This is a genomic window from Janthinobacterium sp. CG_23.3 (genome assembly GCF_046115965.1).
In the GTDB taxonomy this organism is placed as follows: Bacteria; Pseudomonadota; Gammaproteobacteria; order Burkholderiales; family Burkholderiaceae_D; genus Janthinobacterium.
This window is the reverse complement of record NZ_JBJXIB010000132.1, coordinates 1-16,468: the sequence shown is the minus strand read 5'-3', so window position 1 is coordinate 16,468 and position 16,468 is coordinate 1. Positions and strand designations below refer to the sequence as shown.

Below are 16,468 nucleotides of genomic sequence, written 5' to 3'. Positions count from 1 at the left end.
GCCCGCCCTTGACCCCGCCGATACCGAAACAAGGGATAGGATAAATTTGCGAAAAACCAGTTGACTTGGAATTCATCATAGAAGGTCGGGTTAGCGCGGCGTAACCCGACAATGTTGGCCTGGAGCAGCGCGTTTTGCCTCGGCCAACTACGACACTGAAGTCGTTTAAACCAGAGGCGCAACCCTGGCGTCAGACCCCGGGGGTCTCACCCCAATTCACCGCTGTTGGCTTCAATGAGAGCGGTGGCGCTCGCAAAAAATAATCCGCGGACAAAAAAATCGGGGCCAGGTCTTGCATGCCATCATTCCGTGAAGAATGGTGACGCGCAAGACCTGGCCCCGATCCGCGTGGTGTCGCTGGCTTATTCCTGGCGCAACCAGGTTTGCGAACGGCCGAACATCGGCAGGCCGACGTAGCCGCGCACTTGCAGTTTCTTGCCGTTTTCGGTCAGCCACGCTTTGCTGCGATACACCTTGCCGTCGGCCGGATCGGTGATTTCGCCGTCAACGTATTCCTCGCCGCTTTTTTTCAGGCCCGACAGCATCGTCATGCCGATCATCGGCTGGTCCTTGTTGGCACCCTGGCATTTGTCGCATTTCGGCGCCTGGTCCTGGTCCGGCGTACGGAACAGCTTTTCGATTTTTCCTTGCAGCACGCCGTTGCTTTCGGTGACGCGGATCAGCGCCTTCGGCTTGCCGCTGGCGTCGTCCACGCTTTTCCACAGGCCAACCGGGGAGCTGTCGTCGGCCCAGGCGGCGGCCGATGACAGCGCCATGGCCGCCGCGAGCAAGCCCGCTTTTACTAAAATACGCATCGTGTCGTCTCCAATATCGTGATTGATAGGGATATTTCTTTTTTATTCGATGGGTAGTTTAGCAAACTGTTCGCGCATTTTTTCGATCGTTGCAGAAAAACTGAGCAAACGCTCGGTTTCCTGCGCCACCACTGCCGCCGGCGCCCGCGCAACGAAGCTTTCATTGCCGAGTTTGCCGTTAACCTTGGCAATTTCTGCCTCGATGCGTGTAATTTCCTTGGATAAACGTTCGCGTTCGGCCTTGACGTCGATCTCCACCTTCAGCATCAGCTTGGTGGTGCCAACCACCGACACCGCCGCAGGCGACTCCGGCAGCGCGTCGACGATGTTCACCTCCGACAGCTTGCCGAGCATCTGCACATACGGCGCGAAGCTGTGCAGCGCGGCCTTGTCGGCGGCGTTGCCGGCCTCGACGACCAGCGGCACGCGTATCGACGGCGAGATCTGCATTTCGCCGCGCAGGTTGCGGGTGGCGTCGGTCAACGCCTTCAACTGCTGCATCCAGGCCTCGGCGTCGGCGTCGATCTTGGCCGGATCGGCGATCGGGTAGGACTGCATCATGACCGAGCCGCCGTGCGCCGCCATGTCGACGCCGGCCAGCGGCGCGACGCTTTGCCACAGCGCCTCGGTGACGAAGGGAATGATCGGGTGGGCCAGGCGCAGCACGGTTTCCAGCACGTGCAGCAGGGTGTGGCGGGTGGCGCGCTGCTGGCCTTCGTTGCCGTGCTGGATCTGCACCTTGGCTACTTCCAGGTACCAGTCGCAATACTCGTCCCAGACGAATTTGTAGATCGACGCGGCGATGTTGTCGAAGCGGTAGTCGTCGAAACCCTTGGCGATGTCCAGTTCGGCGCGTTGCAGCAGCGAGATGATCCACTTGTCGGCCTGCGACAGGTCCGCCGCGCTGGCCGAGCAATCCTTGTCCTCGGTGTTCATCAGCACGAAGCGGGTGGCGTTCCACATCTTGTTGCAGAAGTTGCGGTAGCCTTCGCAGCGGCCCAGGTCGAAGTTGATGTTGCGCCCCAGCGAGGCGTAGCTGGCCATGGTGAAGCGCACCGCGTCGCTGCCGTAGGCGGCGATGCCGGACGGGAATTCCTTGCGCGTCGCCTTGGCGATCTTGTCGGCGTCGCGCGGGTTCATCAGGCCGGTGGTGCGTTTGACAACCAGGCCCTCGACGTCGATGCCGTCGATCAGGTCGATCGGGTCGAGCGTGTTGCCCTTCGACTTGGACATCTTCTGGCCGCTGGAGTCGCGCACCAGGCCGTGCACGTAGACGGTGTGGAACGGCGCCTTGCCGGTGAAGTGGGCGGTCATCATGACCATCCGGGCGACCCAGAAGAAGATGATGTCGAAGCCCGTCACCAGCACCGACGACGGCAGGAAGGCCTTGATGTCCGGCGTTTCCTCCGGCCAGCCCATGGTCGAGAACGGCACCAGCGCCGACGAGAACCAAGTGTCGAGCACGTCGTTGTCGCGGCGCAGCGCGCCGCTGCTGCCGGCGGCGGCGGCCTTGGCCTGCGCCTCGGCTTCGGTCTGGGCGACGAAGATGTTGCCGGCGTCGTCGTACCAGGCCGGGATCTGGTGGCCCCACCACAGTTGGCGCGAGATGCACCAGTCCTGGATGTTGTTGAGCCACTGGTTGTAGGTGGTGCTCCAGTTTTCGGGGACGAACTTGACCTCGCCGCTGGCCACCATGTCGAGCGCCGTCTCGGCGATCGACTTGCCCGGGAAGAAGGTGCCCTCGGGCGCCGGCTTGCTCATCGCCACGAACCACTGGTCGGTCAGCATCGGTTCGATGATGACGCCGGTGCGGTCGCCGCGCGGCACCATCAGCTTGTGCGGCTTGACCGCTTCCAGCAGGCCCAGCGCGTCGAGGTCGGCGACGATCTTCTTGCGCGCGACAAAGCGGTCCAGGCCGCGGTAGGCCTCGGGCGCGTCGTCGGTGATGGTCGCCTTCAAGGTCAGGATGACGATTTTGTCCAGGTTGTGGCGCTGGCCGACGGCGTAGTCGTTGAGGTCGTGCGCCGGCGTGATCTTCACGCAGCCGGTGCCGAATTCCTTGTCGACGTACTCGTCGGCGATGATCGGGATCTCGCGCTCGGTCAGCGGCAGCTTCAGCATCTTGCCCACCAGCGGCAGGTAGCGCTCGTCGCTCGGGTCGACCGCCACGGCGACGTCGCCAAGCATGGTCTCGGGGCGGGTGGTGGCAACCGTCAGGTGGCCGCTGCCGTCGGCCAGCGGGTAGCGGATGTACCACATCGTGCCGTCTTCCTCTTCCGACACCACTTCCAGGTCCGACACGGCCGTGCCCAGCACCGGGTCCCAGTTGACCAGGCGCTTGCCGCGGTAGATCAGGCCCTGCTCGTACAGGCGCACGAAGACGTCGGCGACCACCTTCGAGCGCGGCGCGTCCATCGTGAAGTATTCGCGCTGCCAGTCGGGCGAGGTGCCCATGCGGCGCATCTGGCCGGTAATGGTGGAGCCGGATTTTTCCTTCCACTCCCACACTTTTTCAATGAATTTTTCGCGGCCCAGGTCGTGGCGCGAAATCTTTTGCGCGTCCAGCTGGCGCTCGACGACGATCTGCGTGGCGATGCCGGCGTGGTCGGTGCCCGGGACCCAGGCGGTGTTGTGGCCGCGCATGCGGTAGTAGCGCGTCAAGCCGTCCATGATGGTCTGGTTGAAGGCGTGGCCCATGTGCAGCGTGCCCGTCACGTTCGGCGGCGGCAGCAGCGTGCTGAAGGACGGCTTGCCGGCGTCGAGTGTGGCGGCGAAGTATCCGCGCCGCTCCCACTCGTTGCGCCAGAATTGTTCAATGTCGGCGGGCTCGAAAGACTTGGCTAATTCCATGATTTGGCGTGTAATTTGTGCGAAAACACCCATTATAGATGACCCGGCGGCGCCCGCGCCCGGGGCCGCCGCGTATTTTCTTCGCCCGGGCCGGCCCCGGCGGCTAGGCGGCGGCGCCGGCCCAGCCGGCCAGCGCGCGGATGTCGTCGGGATTGGTGCGGCAGCAGCCGCCGATCAGGCGCGCGCCCTGCCTGTGCCAGTCGCGCGCCTGCTCGGCGAAGGGCTGGCTGTGGGCGCAACCGTGCCATTGCTTGTCGGCGCCGTCGTATTGCTCGCCTGAATTTGGATACACCAGCAACGGTTTCGACGTGCGCGCGCGCATCTGGCCGATCAGCGCCGACATGTGTTCCGGCGCGCTGCAGTTGACGCCCAGCGCCGCCACCTGGGCGTAGCCGTCCAGTTGCGCGACGCAATCGGCCAGCGGCTCGCCTTCGCTGTTGTGCGCGCCGTCCCGGCACGAGAAGCTGATCCAGGCGCTGACGCCCGGCAGTTCCGCCAGCAGGCGGGCCAGCGCCAGCGCTTCGGCCAGGCAGGGGATGGTTTCGCAGGCCAGCAGATCGGCGCCGGCGTTGGCCAGCACGCGCAGGCGCGGACGGTGGAAGTCCATCAATTGCTCGACGTTCAAGCCGTAGCGCGGCCCTTGTACTCGGAGCCGTCGGCCAGCATGGCGCCGTAGGGGCCGACCGAGGCCGCCACCAGCGGGCGCGGGCGGCCGGCGCGGTTGGCCTGGTCGGCCCAGAACGCGTCGCGCGCCTGGCAAGCCAGTTGCACCGAGGCGCGCATCAGGTCCGCCGCCTCGTCGGCGCCGATGCCGCGCCGGGCGAACGCTTCGAAGGTGGCCTGGTAGCTGGCCGTGGTGGCGACGTCGGCGCCGGCGGCGAAGTAGTCGTAATGCACCTGGCGTATCAGTTCGGGTTGCTCGACCAGCACCTTGGCCGACCACAGCGGGTCGTTCAGGTTGGCGCCGCGGCGCTCCAGTTCGGTCGCCAGCGCGCCGTCGAGGATCATCAAAGGCCGCGCCGCGAGGATGGCGGCGATCGGATCGGACACGGGGGTGGATGGCACGGCTATTCCTTAATTTGCCAGGCGCCGGCGGCGGCGTCGGCGCGTGATGGATGGGTCGGTCCCGCAATGTCGGCTAAAATTCTGCCTGCTTACCAGTTGTGGTCAATGCTGTATAGACCAATAGTCTACAAGATTTGCATCAAACCAGAGGGAAAAAAGATGAAAACGATCCAATGTCTGATAGCGGCCGCCGCGGCCTTGACGGTGTGCGCGACGGCCCAGGCGCGTACGCTGGAACAGATCCGCAAAGACGGCAAGATCATTATCGCGACCGAAGGCGCTTATCCCCCGTTCAACTATTTCGAGGGTTCCAAGCTGAGCGGTTTCGAAATCGAACTGGGCGAGGCCATCATGAAAAAGGCCGGCTTGAAAATCGAATGGAAAACGCTGGGCTTTGACGCCCTGCTGAGCGGCTTGCGCCAAGACCGCTGGGACGCCGTCATCGATTCGGTCGGCATCACCGAGGAGCGCGCCAAGGCCGTCTCGTTCGCCACCCCGTACTATTGCAGCGGCGGCGTGATCGCCTCCAAGAACCCGGCCATCCTCACCGTCGCTGCGCTGAACGGCAAGGTGGTGGCGGTGCAGACCGGTTCCACCTATATGGAGCAACTCAACAAATTGCCCGGCGTGAAAGTGAAGAACTTCCCGCAGGACACCGACGCCCGCGCCGCGCTGCTCAACAACCGCGCCGACGCCTGGGTCGGCGACCGCTTCGCCGTCAAGGCCGCGCTGGCGAAACAGCCGGACGGCGGCATGCGCATGGGCGCCTACCTGTTCATCGAAAAGATCGCCATTGCCGTGCAAAAGGGCAATACCCAACTGGCCGGCGCGATCGACAAGGCGCAGCGGGAGGTGGTGGCGGACGGCACCTTCCAGGCGCTGTCGGAAAAATACTTCCAGGAAGATATCCGCTGCAAGTGAGGCGCGCGCCGGCGCCGTGACGCCAGCCCCGGGCCGGCGCTGAACCGGCGTGCGCACGCGCTCGGCGCCGGCGTGGTGGTGCAGAGCGCCGCCAAATACCTGGGCGGCCCCCCGTATTGTTGTGTCTGCGCACAAGGAAATCGAATCCCGATTGCTTCCAGTGCAATCTTATGATTTGATAAGAGTTCCCCTATGCAAGCAGAAAAAACGATGTCATATTAGGCAGGAAATGAATAGCACGAGTGTTCGTTTATACGTCAAAAAAAATCACATCAGGAGACAACATGCAGCATAAAAAATTAGCGCTGGCCCTGCTAAGCGCGGCGGCGCTGGCCGCTTGCGGCGGCAACGGCAGCAGCGGCGGCGACCAAAACAACAAAGTCAAATACAGCGCCCAGGTGGTCTTTGGCGACAGCCTGTCCGACGTCGGCACCTATCGGGTCGGTGCGGTATTGGCGCTCGGCGGCGGCAAATTCACCATCAACGGCGACAACACCGCCATCAACAAGGAACTGAACGGGAAAAACTGGACCGAGCTGATGGCCGCGCAATTTGGCTTGCCCGCCCCTTGTCCCGCGCAAACCGGCTTGAACGGCGACGCCAGCCTGGGCTTTGCCGTACCGGTGGTGAACCATGCCGGCTGCTACGGCTACGCCCAAGGCGGCGCGCGCGTGACCGCCGACATCGGACCGAACAATGCGGCGACCGGCTCGCCGCTGGGCGCGCTGACGCTGCCGGTGGCCAAGCAGATCCGCAACCACCTGGCCGCCGTGGGCGGCAAGTTCAAGGGTGACGAGGTGGTCTTCGTGACCGTCGGCGGCAACGACATCGCGGCCTTGCTGGGCGTGCTGAAGAGCGGTGCGACGGCGGCCGGCGTCGCCGCCGGCAAGACCACCTTCGCCACCACCCTGGCCGGCCTGCTGGCCGCCGGCGCCACCAATCCCGCCGCCGCCGGCCCGCTGATCGGCCTGGCGATCCAGACCGAGGCGGCCAAACCGGGCGCCACCGACAACACCATCGTCCAGGCTGCGGCGACCGCCGCCTTTATGCAAGGCAACGCCAGTGCGGCCGACCCGGCCTATGTCGGCGCCCGCGCGCTGCAGGCGAAAACCGCCGGCGAAGCGGCCGGCCAGCAGGCCGGTCTGGATTACGCCACCGCCAGCGCCCCGGGCGCCGTCGCCGCCATGGCCCAGGCCGGCGTCGAGACGGCCGACCTGGTGAAAACCGAGATCATCGGCAAGGGCGCCAACTATGTCGTCGTCAACAACTTGCCGGACTTTGCCAACACGCCGGTCGGCAAGTCGCAGAACGCCCAGATCCACGCGCTGCTGGTGACGATGGTCGACGCCTACAACGCCAAGCTGCTGGCCGGCCTGAACGGCCAGGCCAAGGCCTTGTACGTGGACCTGTATGCGATCAGCCACGACCAGATCACCAACCCCGGCCCGTATGGCCTGAGCAACACCAGCACGCCCGCCTGCGGCGCCAACGTGCTGGAAGGCTCCGCGCTGGGCTGCACCGGCCGGAACGTGATCGCCGGCGACGTCAGCCACTATATGTTCTCCGACGACCGCCACGCGACGCCGTACGAGTATTCGCTCATTGCCAAATTCGTGGCCAAGGAAATGATCGTGCGCGGCTGGCTGTAAGGCAGGCAAGCGGCGGCGCCGTCCCCGCGGCGGGCCGCCGACACAACAATGTAAAGAATAGGAGAGAACATGACATTCAAACTCAATAGCGGCGCGCGGTTGCTGGTCCTGGCGGCGGCGCTGGCGGCCGCGTCGGCGGCGTCGGCGCAAAGCGCCGGCCAGTGGACGCTCAAGGTCGGCGTCAACAAGATCACGCCGAAAGTCGACAGCGGCGACGTGTCCGCGCCGGCCCTGCCGGGCACCAAGGCGGCCGTTGGCAGCGACACCAAGCCGGTGCTCATCGTCGGCTACGGCGTGACGGACAACATTTCGGCCGAACTTCACCTGGGCGTGCCGTACCAGCACACCATCAGCGGCGCCGGCGCAATCGACGGCACCGGCAAGCTGGGCACGGTGGAAGCCTTGCCGCCGACGCTGCTCGCCCAGTACCGCTTCTTCACGCCGGCCGCCAAGTTCCGTCCCTACGTCGGCCTGGGCGCCACCTACGCCTACTTCCAGAAGGCGCGCGGCTCGGCGCAGATGACGGCGATCACCAATGTCGGCGGCCAGTCCACCACTTTCAAGCTCGACAACAAGCTGGCGGCGACGCTGCAGGCCGGCCTGGCGATGGCGATCAACGAGCGCTGGTACGCCGACCTCGCCGTGACCAAGACCTTCCTGAAAACCACCGTCAGATTCTCGACCGGACAGACGCAGGACATCACGCTCGATCCACTGGCGGTGAGCTTCGGAATCGGCTACAAGTTCTAAACCGGTACGCGGAAAAAAAATCAGCGGCAAAGAGCCGGGGGCGGACCTCCAGGTCCGACCCGGTTGCCGCGCCGCCGTGTTGTTACGAGAACGCCTGGATGCCGGTCTGGGCGCGGCCCAGGATCAGCGCGTGCACGTCGTGCGTGCCTTCGTAGGTGTTGACCACTTCCAGGTTGACCATGTGGCGGATGACGCCGTATTCGTCGGATATGCCGTTACCGCCCAGCATGTCGCGAGCGACCCGCGCGATATCCAGCGATTTGCCGCAGGAGTTGCGCTTCATCATGGAGGTGATTTCCACGGCGGCGGTGCCGGCGTCCTTCATGCGTCCCAGTTGCAAACAGCCTTGCAGGCCCAGCGTGATTTCGGTCTGCATGTCGGCCAGCTTCTTTTGCACCAGCTGGTTGGCGGCCAGCGGCCGGCCGAACTGCTGGCGGTCGAGCACGTACTCGCGGGCGCGGTGCCAGCAATCCTCGGCCGCGCCCAGCGCGCCCCAGGCGATGCCGTAGCGCGCCGAGTTCAGGCAGGTGAACGGCCCCTTCAGGCCGCGCACGTCGGGGAACGCGTTCTCTTCCGGGCAGAACACATTGTCCATGACGATTTCGCCGGTGACCGAGGCGCGCAGGCCGAACTTGCCGTGGATCGCCGGCGCGCTCAGCCCGGCCATGCCCTTGTCCAGCACGAAGCCGCGGATCGCGCCCTCGTCGTCCTTAGCCCAGACCACGAACACGTCGGCCACCGGCGAGTTGGTGATCCACATCTTGGCGCCCGACAAGGCATAGCCGCCCGGTACTTTTTTGGCGCGGGTGATCATCGAACCGGGGTCGGAGCCGTGGTTCGGCTCGGTCAGGCCGAAGCAGCCTATCCATTCGCCGCTCGCCAGCTTCGGCAGGTATTTCTGGCGCTGCTGCTCGGTGCCGAACTCGTAGATCGGCACCATCACCAGCGACGACTGCACGCTCATCATCGAGCGGTAGCCGGAGTCGACGCGTTCGACTTCGCGGGCGATCAGGCCGTAGCTGACGTAGTTCAGGCCGGAGCCGCCGTATTCGCTTGGAATGGTCACGCCCAGCAGGCCCAGCTCGCCCATTTCACGGAAGATCGTCGTGTCCATCTTTTCGTGGCGGAACGCCTCGACGATGCGCGGAGCCAGCTTGTCCTGGCAATACGCGGCGGCGGCGTCGCGCACCATGCGCTCGTCATCGCTCAGTTGGTTTGACAGCAACAGGGGATCGTCCCAGTGGAATTGCGCTTTACGGCTGGAGTCTGCTTGGGTCATGGTTTGTCCTGGTCTCGTTAGGCTGTTGGTCTTGTATAGACTGCTTTGCCGATGCGTCAATTCTAGCGCGTTTGTGTGCTGTCGAATTGTCCGTTATGAAAAATCAGTGAAGCTTGGGGTGTCGTCGCGCATTGTTCGACTTCGCCGACGAAAATCACGTGGTCGCCTTCGGGGTAGCGGCTGCGGTTGTGGCATTCGAACCAGGCCGAGACGCCCTTCAGGATAGGCTGGCCGGTGCGCGACAATTCGTAGTCGACGCCGTCGAAGGGGTTGTCGCTGCGGCGCGAGAACAGCTTGGCCAGGTGGGCCTGGTCGGCGCCCAGCACGTTGATCACATAATGCGAGTTGCCGCTGAACACGGGCATGCTGTTGGCGCCGGCGCCCAGGCTCCACAGCACCAGCGGCGGCGTCAGCGACACCGAGTTGAAGGAACTGGCGGTCAGGCCACGGAAGCTGCCGTCGGCCAGGCGCGTCGTGATGACCGTCACGCCGGTGGCGAACTGCGACAGGGCCTGGCGGAAGTGCGCGGTGTCGAATTCGGGTGCCGGTGCGCGGGGGGAGCGAGTGTTCATGAGGGGGCCTGTATCTTTTTTGCCATTATGCCAAAGATTGCGGCGGCGGGCGCGATCACGCACGATCATGCCACATCCGCCCGGCGCGGCGTCCGCGCGCGGCCACTTGCTGCGCCGTCGCAATGGCGTAACGATAGGCAGTGCATCCGAGCACGGTTTGCGTTACAGTAATCGACACAGGTAGTCATCACTTTTTTGGAGCGCGCTATGACAACGGATGGGAAGAATGAAGTTGCCGTACTCGGAGGCGGGTGTTTTTGGTGCCTTGAAGCGGTCTATCTTGAAATGCGCGGCGTTACCCATGTCGAGTCCGGCTATACCGGGGGCCAGCAGACCGATCCGACCTACGAGCAGGTGTGCGCCGGCACCACCGGCCACGCCGAAGTGGTGCGCGTCGAATTCGATCCGACCCTGATCAGCTATCGCGACTTGCTGGAAGTGTTTTTCACGATCCACGACCCGACCACGCTGAACCGCCAGGGCAACGACGTCGGCACGCAGTACCGTTCGGTAATTTACTTCCAGTCGCCGGAGCAGGAGGCGGTGGCGCGCCAGGTCATCGCCGAGATGGCCAACGTCTGGGACGCGCCCATCGTCACCCAGCTGCAGCCGCCGCAGACCTATTACAAGGCCGAGGATTACCACCAGGATTATTTCCGCCAGCATCCGCTGCAAGGCTATTGCGCCTTCGTCGTCGAACCCAAGGTCAGCAAGTTCAGGAAAACCTTTTCCAACCGCTTGAAGTAGGCTGGCGTTCGCGCGCCGCCCGCCTCGTTGAAACCACGGGCGAAGGGCCGGCGGCGGTCAAGCTAGTTGTCGCCTGTCACGGCGCCGCCGCGCGCCCCTGCGCCTGGTACATGTACTTGCGCGACCACGGCAGCGCCGCCGCCGGCCGGCCCGCCTTGCCGCAGACGATTTGGTACAGGCTGATCAGGTCGTGCTCGAAGGCGTAGCTGCAACCGGCCAGGTAGACGTGCCAGATGCGGAAGCGCTTGTCGCCGGCCAGTCGGCGGATCTCGGCGGCGTTGGCCTCGAAATTCTCGGTCCAGATCGCGCACGTCCTGGCGTAGTGGCGCCGCAGGTTTTCGACGTCGAACGCTTCCAGCTGTCCCTGCTGCATCGCCTTCAAGACTTGTCCGATGTGCGCCAGCTCGCCCTGCGGAAACACGTAACGGCCGATGAATTCGCCGCCGCCGTACGGCGCGCCGCCGTTGTCCGGGTCGGTCGTGGTGATGCCGTGGTTCATCGCCAAGCCGTCCGGCGCCAGCAGCGCGTGGACCGCGCCGAAATAGTCGGGCAGGTGGCGCAGGCCGACGTGCTCGAACATGCCGACGCTGGTGATGCGGTCGAACTGGCCGCGCACGTCGCGGTAGTCTTGCAGGCGGATGTCGACCAGGTGGTCCAGGCCGGCCCGGGCGACGCGCTCGCGCGCCAGCGCGTACTGGTTTTCCGACAGCGTCACGCCGACGCAGCGGGCGCCGTGGCGCTGCGCCGCGCGCAGCACCAGCGCGCCCCAGCCGCAGCCGATGTCGAGCAGGCTCTGGCCCGGGCGCAGCCGGATCTTGGCGAGGATGTGGTCGATCTTGCGCAGCTGCGCCGCTTCCAGGGTTTCGTCGCCGCGCTCGAAATAGGCGCAGGAATACACCAGGTTCGGGTCGAGGAACTGGGCGTAGAACTCGTTGGAGACGTCGTAGTGGTAGCGGATCGCGGCGGCGTCGCTGCGCTTGTCGTGCGCCACGCCGCGCGCCAGGCGGGCGAACGCGCCTTCGCTCTTCAGGCTGGCGCGGGCCAGCGCGTTGACGATGGCGATCATGTCGCTGGCGGCGCCGCGCACTTCGATGGCGCCCTCGACGTAGGCGCCGCCCAGGTTCGACAGCGACGGCGTGAGCAGGTAGCGCGCCGCCGAGGCGCGCGGCAGGCGTATCGTCACGCGCGGCGCGTCGGCGGAAAAATCGACCTGTTGGCCGTTCCACAATTCAATGCGCAGCGGCAGCGCGACCTGCTTGCGGACGCCGGCGACCCAGGCGCTGAGTCGGTTTTGTGCGAACACGTTTGCCTCCCAAGGCGGCGCCCGCCGCGTTGCCGCGCGGCGCCGCCGGTTCAGATGGGATCCAGCGTGCCCGCCGCCGCCAACTAGGGTTGCAGGCGCTCGATCCGCCAAGTGCCGTCGGCTCGCCGCGTAAACACGATACGGTCGTGGAAGCGCGAACGGCGGCCCTGCCAAAATTCGATGCGCTCGGGCACCAGGCGGTAGCCGCCCCAGTGCGCCGGGCGCGCCGGCTGGTCGCCGGAACTGGCGGCGACGCAGGCGAAATTCGCTTCCAGCTCGGCGCGGCTGGCGATGGGCGCGCTTTGCTTGGACGCAATTGCCGCCAGGCGGCTCTGCAGCGGACGCACGCCGAAATATTCGTCGCTTTCCGCCGCCGAGGTTTTCTCGACCCGGCCCTCGATGCGCACCTGGCGCTCCAGCTCGGGCCAGAAAAACTGCAGCGCCGCGTGCGGGTTGTCGGCCAGCTGGCGGCCCTTGTCGCTGTCGTAGTTGGTGAAGAAGCTGAAGCCGCGCTGGTCGAACTGCTTGACCAGGACGATGCGCGAACTGGGCTTGCCGTCGACGCTGGCGGTGGCCAGCGTCATCGCGTTGGGCTCGTTCACCTGGGCCTTCAGGGCCTCGTCAAACCACTTGCCGAACTGCGCCATCGGCTCGGCCAGCACGTCCGTTTCCATCAGGCTGGACTGGCTGTAGTCCTTGCGCAGCCCGGCCAGCAAGCTGCCGGGATGGGCGTTGCCGGCGGCGGCCGGCGCCGGCTCGCCGATGCCGCGCCGCTTCTGCATCGCCGTGCCCAGTTGCGCCATCTGCCCGGCGCTGAAAATGCGCTTGGCCATCGGCGCCAACTGGCTTTCCTCCTTCGCCATGTGGGCCTGGTAGGCGGCGGCGAAGCCGGCCACGTCGGCCGCCGACAGCGTCGCCGCGCTGCCGTCGGCGATGCGTTCCAGTTGCGTCTTCAAGCTGCCCCACGCGGCGTCCATCTGGCGGTGGTCGGCCAGGATCTCCGGCACCAGCGCCGTCAGCAGCGCCGCGTCGGCACCCTCCGCGGTCGCTTGCAACATCGGCATCAAATCCTCTTCCTCGTCCTCGTGGTGCAGGTGGGCCGCCTTGTTAAAGTACTGGAGCACCGCCTTGGCGCCTTGTTGTGCGTCAAAGTTGGCGCCATACTGGGCCAGATGGCTCAGCAGGTTTTGCATGGTTGCAATTTGCTTGCGTATCTTGTCGTGGCAATGTTTCAGCACGGCGATCGGCTGGTCAAAACCGGGAATGGCGTCGAACAATGGGGCGGTCATATGTGCTTTCGTGGCTACTGTCAAAAAAATCGTGTCTTGCTGGTCTGGTCTGTGCGCACATTTTAGAATAGATGGACTGCCGCGTCCGTTAAAATGGCGCCATGAACACAATCACTAATGCTATTTTTCCGGCAACCTTGACCGAGATCGATTTTGAGCGCCGCTTCGGCGGCATCGCCCGCCTGTACGGCGCCGCCGCGCTGGCGCGTTTCCGCGGCGCCCACGTGTGCGTGATCGGCGTCGGCGGCGTCGGCTCCTGGATAGTCGAGGCCTTGGCCCGCAGCGCCATCGGCGAACTGACGCTGATCGACCTCGACAACGTGGCCGAATCGAACATCAACCGCCAGATCCAGGCCACCAGCGCCACCATCGGCCAGGCCAAGATCGCCGCGCTGGCCGAGCGGGTGGCGCTGATCAACCCGTTCTGCCGGGTCAACCAGATCGAGGACTTCATCACGCCGGACAACCTGGCGCAGATGCTCGGCGCGCGCCACTACGATTACGTGATCGACGCCATCGACAGCGCCAAGGCCAAGGCCGCGTTGATCGCCTTCTGCCGCGACCGCGCGCTGGCGCTGATCACCATCGGCAGCGCCGGCGGCCAGACCGACCCGACCCGCATCGACGTGCGCGACCTGGCCAAGACCGAGCAGGAACCCTTGCTGAAAAAGGTGCGCAAGATGCTGCGCACCGAGCACGGCTTTCCGCGCGGGATCAAGAACAAGTTCAACGTCGACGCGGTGTTTTCCATGGAGCCGCTGCAATTTCCCGACAACGAGGCCAGTTGCTCGGTCGACGGCGACGAGCGCAACGGCGTCACCGGCCTGAACTGCGCCGGCTTCGGCTCGAGCATGGTGGTCACGGCCAGCTTCGGCATGGTGGCCGCCGCGCACCTGTTGCGCAAGCTGGCGGACGGCGCGACGGCCGCCGCGGCGGCGCCGGCGCCGCTCGGCGACTAGCGGCTACTCCAGCCGGCGCGCGCCGATGACGTGGTAGCCGTCCGGCCCCGTCGACGCCGCCAGCACCAGCTCGTCGGCGCGCCAGCGCAGCGGCGCGAACGCCGGCGGCGGCGCCGCCGGGGCCGGCGCCTTGCGCGCCAGCGTCACGTGCGGACGGAAGCGGTCGTGCTCGAACTCGGGCGCGAAACCGGCCTGCGCCAACAGCCGCATCAGCTCGGCGCGCAGCGCCAGCAGCGCCGCCGGCGGCGCGCCCATGCCGGCCCAGGCGATGCGCTGGCCGCTGAAATGGCCGTAGCAGTCCAGCTCCAGCGTCATGGCCGGCGCCGCCACCGCTTGCAGGATGGCGCACAGCGGGGGCAGGTCGGCGTCCGGGCGTTGCCCCAGGAACGCCATCGTCAAATGCAGCTTGGCCGGCGCCGACGGCTTGCCGGCCACGCCTTGCTGCAGCCGCGCCAGCGCCGCGCGGGTGGCCGGGTCGGGCCACAGCGCGAAAAAAAGCCGGTGCTGTCGCGTTGCCGTCGTCATGCGCCTCCGCCAGTTTGCTATGATGATGTCGCGCTTTGCTTGGAAGCACGCAAGCAGAGATTCACCGAACCTCCTTGAAAGAATACATCATGACGCGTTGTTCCGTTTTATTCGCTTTGATTTGCTCGGTCGCCGCCTCGATGGCGTACGCCGCCGACCCGGCTCCGGCCGCCGCCACCGCCGCCATGTCGGCGGACACGCCCGGCCCGCTGGCCGACAAGCTGATCGTCACCGACACCAAGGTCGGCACCGGCAAGGAGGCGCAAGCCGGCATGGACGTGCAGGTCAACTACACCGGCTGGTTGTACCGTCCGATGGCCAAGCTGTCGCACGGCAAACAGTTCGACAGCTCGGTCGGCCGCGGCCCGCTGCCGTTCAAGCTCGGCACCGGCCGCGTCATCAAGGGTTGGGACCAGGGCGTGGCCGGCATGAAGGTGGGCGGCAAGCGCACCATCATTATTCCGAGCGAGCTGGCCTACGGCGCGCGCGGCGCCGGCGCCGACATCCCGCCGAATTCGGCGCTGATATTTGACGTCGAGCTGGTCGACGCGAAATAAAGCCGTCCGGGCGCTGTTTGGCTGTCGTTTTTGGCAACACCGGGGGAAAACGCGGTAGACTAAAGATTCCCATCCCTAGTCCTCGCAGCGGAGACCCCAGCCATGCATATCGCCCAAGACGTCACTGAACTGATCGGCAACACGCCGCTCGTTCGTATCAACCGGATGGCGGCCGGTACCTCGGCCACCATCCTCGCCAAGCTTGAATTCTACAATCCGGCCCATAGCGTCAAAGACCGCATCGGCCTGTCGATGATCGCGGCGGCCGAGGCGGCCGGCCAGATCGGCCCCGACACCGTTATCCTCGAACCGACCAGCGGCAACACCGGCATCGCGCTGGCGATGGTGTGCGCCGCGCGCGGCTACCGCTGCGCCCTGGTCATGCCCGACACCATGAGCCGCGAACGGCGCATGCTGCTGCGCGCCTACGGCGCCGAGCTGGTGCTCACGCCCGGCGGCGAGGGCATGCTGGGGGCCATCAAGAAGGCCGAGGAGATGGTCGCCGCCGACCCGCGCTACCTGATGCCGCAACAGTTCAACAACCCGGCCAACCCGGCCGTCCACCGCGCCACCACGGCCGAGGAGATCTGGCGCGACACCGACGGCCAGGTCGACATTCTGGTGGCCGGCGTCGGCACCGGCGGCACCATCACCGGCGTCGGCGAGGTGCTCAAGGAGCGCCGCCCGGGCTTTCGTTGCGTCGCCGTTGAACCGGAGGCGTCGCCGATGCTGTCGAAGGGCGTCAAGGGCGCGCATCCGATCCAGGGCATCGGCGCCGGCTTCGTGCCGGCCGTGCTCAACACCGCCATCTACGACGAGATCATCTGCGTCAAGAACGACGACGCCTTCACCACCGCGCGCCGCGCCGCCAAGGAGGAGGGCCTGCTGATCGGCATTTCCTCGGGCGCCGCGCTGTGGGCCGCGCTGCAACTGGCGGGGCGGCCGGAGAACGCCGGCAAGGTCATCGTCACCATCATCCCCTCGTTCGGCGAGCGCTACCTCAGCACGCCGCTGTTCGCCGGCCTGGAGTAAGCCGGCGTCTAGCAACACGACGTGCCGCCGGGGGCGAATCGTAATACCGCTAGTTAAGGATTTTCGTAGATACTATGAATGAAGGCGGGTCGGCAAAAGACGCAAATTAATCCTAAAGTGAAGGTTCGAAGAATCAACTTAGGAGAAAATCATGC

General features: G+C 65.5%; 16 protein-coding genes. 7 read left to right on the top strand and 9 right to left on the bottom strand.

Annotated features, from left to right (window positions below; all coding sequences use genetic code 11):
* Nucleotides 1-362 precede the first annotated feature (362 nt).
* The 4 genes from ACFDR9_RS23145 to ACFDR9_RS23130 all read right to left on the bottom strand — a co-directional run bounded on the left by ACFDR9_RS23145 (nucleotide 363) and on the right by ACFDR9_RS23130 (nucleotide 4,730).
* Entirely contained in the window at nucleotides 363-815 is a 453-nt protein-coding gene (locus ACFDR9_RS23145) for a DUF2147 domain-containing protein (RefSeq protein ID WP_026133072.1), read from the bottom strand.
* Between the two features lie 42 nt (nucleotides 816-857).
* Nucleotides 858-3,665, bottom strand: coding sequence for a valine--tRNA ligase (locus ACFDR9_RS23140; RefSeq protein WP_327076122.1), 2,808 nt, complete (start codon nucleotides 3,663-3,665; stop codon nucleotides 858-860).
* 103 nt (nucleotides 3,666-3,768) lie between these two features.
* Nucleotides 3,769-4,290, bottom strand: coding sequence for a homocysteine S-methyltransferase (gene mmuM / locus ACFDR9_RS23135; protein WP_409032493.1), 522 nt, complete (start codon nucleotides 4,288-4,290; stop codon nucleotides 3,769-3,771).
* Nucleotides 4,287-4,730 carry a homocysteine S-methyltransferase family protein gene (locus ACFDR9_RS23130; RefSeq protein ID WP_409032492.1) on the bottom strand — a complete coding sequence of 148 codons (444 nt, stop codon included), beginning with the start codon at nucleotides 4,728-4,730 and terminating at the stop codon, nucleotides 4,287-4,289. Before ACFDR9_RS23130 ends, mmuM begins: the two co-directional genes overlap by 4 nt.
* A 159-nt stretch (nucleotides 4,731-4,889) precedes the next feature.
* Between ACFDR9_RS23130 and ACFDR9_RS23125 the strand changes: the two genes are divergently transcribed.
* The 3 genes from ACFDR9_RS23125 to ACFDR9_RS23115 all read left to right on the top strand — a co-directional run bounded on the left by ACFDR9_RS23125 (nucleotide 4,890) and on the right by ACFDR9_RS23115 (nucleotide 8,050).
* Nucleotides 4,890-5,651 carry an ABC transporter substrate-binding protein gene (locus ACFDR9_RS23125; RefSeq protein WP_327076120.1) on the top strand — a complete coding sequence of 254 codons (762 nt, stop codon included), beginning with the start codon at nucleotides 4,890-4,892 and terminating at the stop codon, nucleotides 5,649-5,651.
* A gap of 284 nt (nucleotides 5,652-5,935) precedes the next feature.
* The gene (locus ACFDR9_RS23120; RefSeq protein ID WP_327076119.1) at nucleotides 5,936-7,300 is read left to right on the top strand and encodes an esterase; all 1,365 of its coding nucleotides are present in this window, start codon (nucleotides 5,936-5,938) and stop codon (nucleotides 7,298-7,300) included.
* A gap of 69 nt (nucleotides 7,301-7,369) precedes the next feature.
* Entirely contained in the window at nucleotides 7,370-8,050 is a 681-nt protein-coding gene (locus ACFDR9_RS23115; RefSeq protein WP_017877561.1) for an OmpW family protein, read from the top strand.
* 82 nt (nucleotides 8,051-8,132) lie between these two features.
* On the opposite strand, the gene ACFDR9_RS23110 is transcribed toward ACFDR9_RS23115, so the two are convergent.
* Together ACFDR9_RS23110 and ACFDR9_RS23105 are read right to left on the bottom strand one after the other, a co-directional pair.
* Entirely contained in the window at nucleotides 8,133-9,329 is a 1,197-nt protein-coding gene (locus ACFDR9_RS23110; RefSeq protein WP_409032491.1) for an acyl-CoA dehydrogenase, read from the bottom strand.
* A gap of 62 nt (nucleotides 9,330-9,391) precedes the next feature.
* Nucleotides 9,392-9,901 carry a flavin reductase family protein gene (locus ACFDR9_RS23105; protein ID WP_017877559.1) on the bottom strand — a complete coding sequence of 170 codons (510 nt, stop codon included), beginning with the start codon at nucleotides 9,899-9,901 and terminating at the stop codon, nucleotides 9,392-9,394.
* A 207-nt stretch (nucleotides 9,902-10,108) separates the two neighbouring features.
* Here ACFDR9_RS23105 and msrA point away from each other — a divergent pair, with 207 nt between their 5' ends.
* Nucleotides 10,109-10,648 carry a peptide-methionine (S)-S-oxide reductase MsrA gene (msrA, locus tag ACFDR9_RS23100; protein ID WP_026133070.1) on the top strand — a complete coding sequence of 180 codons (540 nt, stop codon included), beginning with the start codon at nucleotides 10,109-10,111 and terminating at the stop codon, nucleotides 10,646-10,648.
* Between the two features lie 76 nt (nucleotides 10,649-10,724).
* Here msrA and ACFDR9_RS23095 read toward each other — a convergent pair whose 3' ends face one another.
* On the bottom strand, nucleotides 10,725-11,951 hold the full coding sequence (locus ACFDR9_RS23095) for a class I SAM-dependent methyltransferase (protein WP_409032490.1): 1,227 nt from the start codon (nucleotides 11,949-11,951) through the stop codon (nucleotides 10,725-10,727).
* Nucleotides 11,952-12,034: 83 nt separating this feature from the next.
* The gene (gene pdxH, locus ACFDR9_RS23090; protein ID WP_409032489.1) at nucleotides 12,035-13,240 is read right to left on the bottom strand and encodes a pyridoxamine 5'-phosphate oxidase; all 1,206 of its coding nucleotides are present in this window, start codon (nucleotides 13,238-13,240) and stop codon (nucleotides 12,035-12,037) included.
* A 101-nt stretch (nucleotides 13,241-13,341) separates the two neighbouring features.
* Between pdxH and tcdA the strand changes: the two genes are divergently transcribed.
* A complete protein-coding gene (gene tcdA, locus ACFDR9_RS23085) occupies nucleotides 13,342-14,199 on the top strand; it encodes a tRNA cyclic N6-threonylcarbamoyladenosine(37) synthase TcdA (RefSeq protein ID WP_409032488.1) in 858 nt (285 codons plus the stop codon).
* Between the two features lie 3 nt (nucleotides 14,200-14,202).
* On the opposite strand, the gene thpR is transcribed toward tcdA, so the two are convergent.
* Entirely contained in the window at nucleotides 14,203-14,724 is a 522-nt protein-coding gene (gene thpR / locus ACFDR9_RS23080; RefSeq protein ID WP_409032487.1) for an RNA 2',3'-cyclic phosphodiesterase, read from the bottom strand.
* Between the two features lie 89 nt (nucleotides 14,725-14,813).
* On the opposite strand from thpR, the gene ACFDR9_RS23075 reads away from it, so the two are divergent.
* Both ACFDR9_RS23075 and cysK read left to right on the top strand, forming a co-directional pair.
* Nucleotides 14,814-15,281, top strand: coding sequence for an FKBP-type peptidyl-prolyl cis-trans isomerase (locus ACFDR9_RS23075; protein WP_409032486.1), 468 nt, complete (start codon nucleotides 14,814-14,816; stop codon nucleotides 15,279-15,281).
* Between the two features lie 102 nt (nucleotides 15,282-15,383).
* On the top strand, nucleotides 15,384-16,313 hold the full coding sequence (cysK, locus tag ACFDR9_RS23070; RefSeq protein ID WP_409032485.1) for a cysteine synthase A: 930 nt from the start codon (nucleotides 15,384-15,386) through the stop codon (nucleotides 16,311-16,313).
* The last annotated feature ends 155 nt before the right edge of the window (nucleotides 16,314-16,468 follow it).

Bases quoted from the DNA above. Each gene is read 5' to 3' on its own strand.
- ACFDR9_RS23105 (WP_017877559.1), bottom strand. From the start codon at position 9,901: ATGAACACTCGCTCCCCCCGCGCACCGGCACCCGAATTCGACACCGCG.
- ACFDR9_RS23110 (WP_409032491.1), bottom strand. From the start codon at position 9,329: ATGACCCAAGCAGACTCCAGCCGTAAAGCGCAATTCCACTGGGACGAT.
- ACFDR9_RS23140 (WP_327076122.1), bottom strand. From the start codon at position 3,665: ATGGAATTAGCCAAGTCTTTCGAGCCCGCCGACATTGAACAATTCTGG.
- ACFDR9_RS23075 (WP_409032486.1), top strand. From the start codon at position 14,814: ATGACGCGTTGTTCCGTTTTATTCGCTTTGATTTGCTCGGTCGCCGCC.
- ACFDR9_RS23120 (WP_327076119.1), top strand. From the start codon at position 5,936: ATGCAGCATAAAAAATTAGCGCTGGCCCTGCTAAGCGCGGCGGCGCTG.
- msrA (WP_026133070.1), top strand. From the start codon at position 10,109: ATGACAACGGATGGGAAGAATGAAGTTGCCGTACTCGGAGGCGGGTGT.
- ACFDR9_RS23125 (WP_327076120.1), top strand. From the start codon at position 4,890: ATGAAAACGATCCAATGTCTGATAGCGGCCGCCGCGGCCTTGACGGTG.
- cysK (WP_409032485.1), top strand. From the start codon at position 15,384: ATGCATATCGCCCAAGACGTCACTGAACTGATCGGCAACACGCCGCTC.
- thpR (WP_409032487.1), bottom strand. From the start codon at position 14,724: ATGACGACGGCAACGCGACAGCACCGGCTTTTTTTCGCGCTGTGGCCC.
- pdxH (WP_409032489.1), bottom strand. From the start codon at position 13,240: ATGACCGCCCCATTGTTCGACGCCATTCCCGGTTTTGACCAGCCGATC.
- ACFDR9_RS23115 (WP_017877561.1), top strand. From the start codon at position 7,370: ATGACATTCAAACTCAATAGCGGCGCGCGGTTGCTGGTCCTGGCGGCG.
- tcdA (WP_409032488.1), top strand. From the start codon at position 13,342: ATGAACACAATCACTAATGCTATTTTTCCGGCAACCTTGACCGAGATC.
- ACFDR9_RS23145 (WP_026133072.1), bottom strand. From the start codon at position 815: ATGCGTATTTTAGTAAAAGCGGGCTTGCTCGCGGCGGCCATGGCGCTG.